The sequence below is a fragment of the Mycobacterium scrofulaceum genome (genome assembly GCF_001667885.1).
Classification (GTDB): domain Bacteria; phylum Actinomycetota; class Actinomycetes; order Mycobacteriales; family Mycobacteriaceae; genus Mycobacterium; species Mycobacterium scrofulaceum_C.
The window spans coordinates 1-2,433 of sequence record NZ_LZJW01000160.1; the positions used below are offsets into that span (position 1 = coordinate 1).

Sequence of the window (2,433 nt, forward strand, 5' to 3'; positions counted from 1 at the left end):
CCGTGGAGCATGTTGACGATGTTGCGGAAGGCCTGGTTGACCTGGCCCATGGTGTCGTACGAGGTCGCCTGCGCCTGGCCGCTCCAGCCCGAGCCGGCGATGTTCATCGAGGACGCCCACATCTTGCGCGCCTCGTCCTCGACCGTCTGGGCGTGCACCTCGAAGCGGCCCGCCATCGCCCGCATCTCGTGCGGGTCGGTCATGAAACGTGTTGCCATCTTGGCTTTCTCCTTAATACGTGATTACTCAGATACCTGCTGTGGTGACGACGATGGCCGGACCGGTCACGCGCTGGCGAACCGCCGAGCCGAATGCAAAAGGATGATCCCCCCTTCCCGTCAGCCGGCGGCCACCGGTCGCTGTAACACGGTGAGACGGACGTCAAACCCGAACTCCGGCGTTTGAGTTGTCCGGCCGTCAGCCCCCGAGATCATCGGTAGCTGGGCGGTTAGGCGGGAGCGCACGTCGAAGACGTCCCTTCCCAGACCCCGAACCGCCAACCCAATCAGCCCGCAGCAGCTGCGTTGATTGCCTCGGTGGCAGCGTACGAGCCAGAGCTGGTCGACAGCGTGTTCACGAACGCCTCGTGAATGGCGGCGGCCTGCGCACTGACCGCCTGGTACATCTGCGCGTGCGCGGCGAACTGCGCCGCCGTCAGCGCCGACACCTCGTCGGCAGCAGCGGGCACCACCCCGGTCGTGGGGGCGGCAGCAGCCGCGTTCTGGGCGCTCAGCGTTGAGCCAATGGCCTGCAAGTTTCCGGCCGCCGCAGCCAGAGCCTCGGGCTGTGTGGTCACGAACGACATACTTGGTTCCCTCCTAGTTCAATCCCCGACTCTGCAGAGACTAGATGACGACGGCCGTTGAAGCTGATCCTGAAGCCGTCAGTTTGCAACTGTTCACGTGACGGTACGACGAATTCACTTTTAGTAACGTCAGAGTAACAGCGTGTTGGCCTGGCCGCCTCCCCTCACAGCAAACTGTGACCAACCCGGTGGCCAAAGTGGCAGGTACGCGTTTCCCCGAGCACCGCCGCAGGGCAGGACCCGAAAAAATCTCGTTGCCGATTATTCGCCGTCGCCCGGCTAGCAACCGGTGTGCGGGCAGCCGGCGGCGCCACGACGCGCCTCCCGAAAGCCCCGCGGTCGCCTGCGACCGAAGGCGTGCGTATCCCACCCGTTAACCTTCCGACCCTGCCGCTGAAATATCGACGGTTGTTATCCGGCGAAGGGTGGGCGGGCCATGACGGTGGGGCGGAATCCGTAGCGGGGGCCGGCGCCGGCGTGGGTGCCGTTGCCGACTCCGGCCAGGGGCATGCCGCCGAGCAGATTGCCCGGTCCCCCGGCGGCCTCGGGTGCGGCGCTGATCGCGCTGACCGGGACCGCGGTGTGGCCCATCGCCGGCAGTGCCGGGGCGCCGGTCCAGGCCACCGGCACCGACAACTTGCCACCGATGGAGGCCGCGCCGCCGATGGCGGCCGCCGGGTGCACCGCGCCGGCGCCACCGCCGAGCAGGCCACCGAGCCCACCCAGACCGGGCAGCGCCTTGGCCGCCGCCGGAGCCGCACCACCGATCGCCCCGACCGACTTGGCGATCTGGGTGAACGTGTTGGCCATACCAGTACTGAAGTACGGCAGACCCTCGGTGTTATAGAACAGGCTGGCGAACGGGCTGTAGCCGTTGACCGCCGCGCCGAGGTTGGTGGGGAACACGGTCTGGCCGGTCAACAAGAACCACAACTCCGACATCGGATCGGTCGTCGACTGAGCCGCCGCGGCGGCCTGCGGGGCCGCGGTCGTGGTGGCCGTGGTAGCCGCCTTTTGCACGGTGTTGGCCGCGTTGCCCGCGGTGGTGTTGGCCGTCGCATTGGCCACCGTGCTGGCCTGGGTGGCCGTGCCCGCGTCGTTGGTGACCTTCGGCGCGGCCTGGAACTGCGTGATGCCCTTGGTCGCCGCCGTGGACTGCGCCGAGTAGTTGGCCATCGCCCCGGCATCCTGAGCCCAAAACTCGCCGTACTGGGCCTCCAACTGCGCGATCGCCCCGGTGTTCTGCCCGATCACATTGGTGGCCTGCAACTGCTGCACCAAAGCACGATTGGCCGCGATCACCGGCGGCGGCACCACCGCAGCGAACGCCGCCTCATAAGCCGCCGCCGCCGCGGCGGCCTGCACCGCCGCCTGCTCGGCCTGCGTCGCCGTGCTCGCCAACCACTCCGCATACGGCGTGGCCGCCGCCGCCATCGCCGCCGAGGCCGTACCCGCCCACTCCTCACTGGCCAGCTGGGTCACCACATTCTGATAACTCAACGCAGCCGACTGCAGCTCCGCGGCGATCGCATTCCACGCCGACGCCGCCGTCATCAACGACCCCGACCCCGGACCGGCATAAATCCGCGCCGAATTAACCTCCGGCGGAAGCGCCCCAAAATCAAACA

The 2,433-nt window shown here is 67.7% G+C and carries 3 protein-coding genes; all 3 read right to left on the minus strand.

The features are described from left to right. Nucleotides 1-218: WXG100 family type VII secretion target (locus A5681_RS22650; protein ID WP_067280784.1), on the minus strand; the 218-nt coding region annotated here is incomplete at its 3' end. A 287-nt stretch (nt 219-505) separates the two neighbouring features. Further along, complete coding sequence (locus A5681_RS22655) at nt 506-805, minus strand: PE family protein (RefSeq protein WP_047324320.1); 300 nt, start codon at nt 803-805, stop codon at nt 506-508. Nucleotides 806-1,216: 411 nt separating this feature from the next. Beyond that, nucleotides 1,217-2,433, minus strand: a 1,217-nt coding sequence (locus A5681_RS22660; RefSeq protein WP_082968500.1) for a PPE family protein, incomplete at its 5' end; no start/stop codon positions are given.

Coding starts and splice junctions, on each gene's coding strand:
- A5681_RS22655 (WP_047324320.1), bottom strand. CDS start 805: ATGTCGTTCGTGACCACACAGCCCGAGGCTCTGGCTGCGGCGGCCGGA.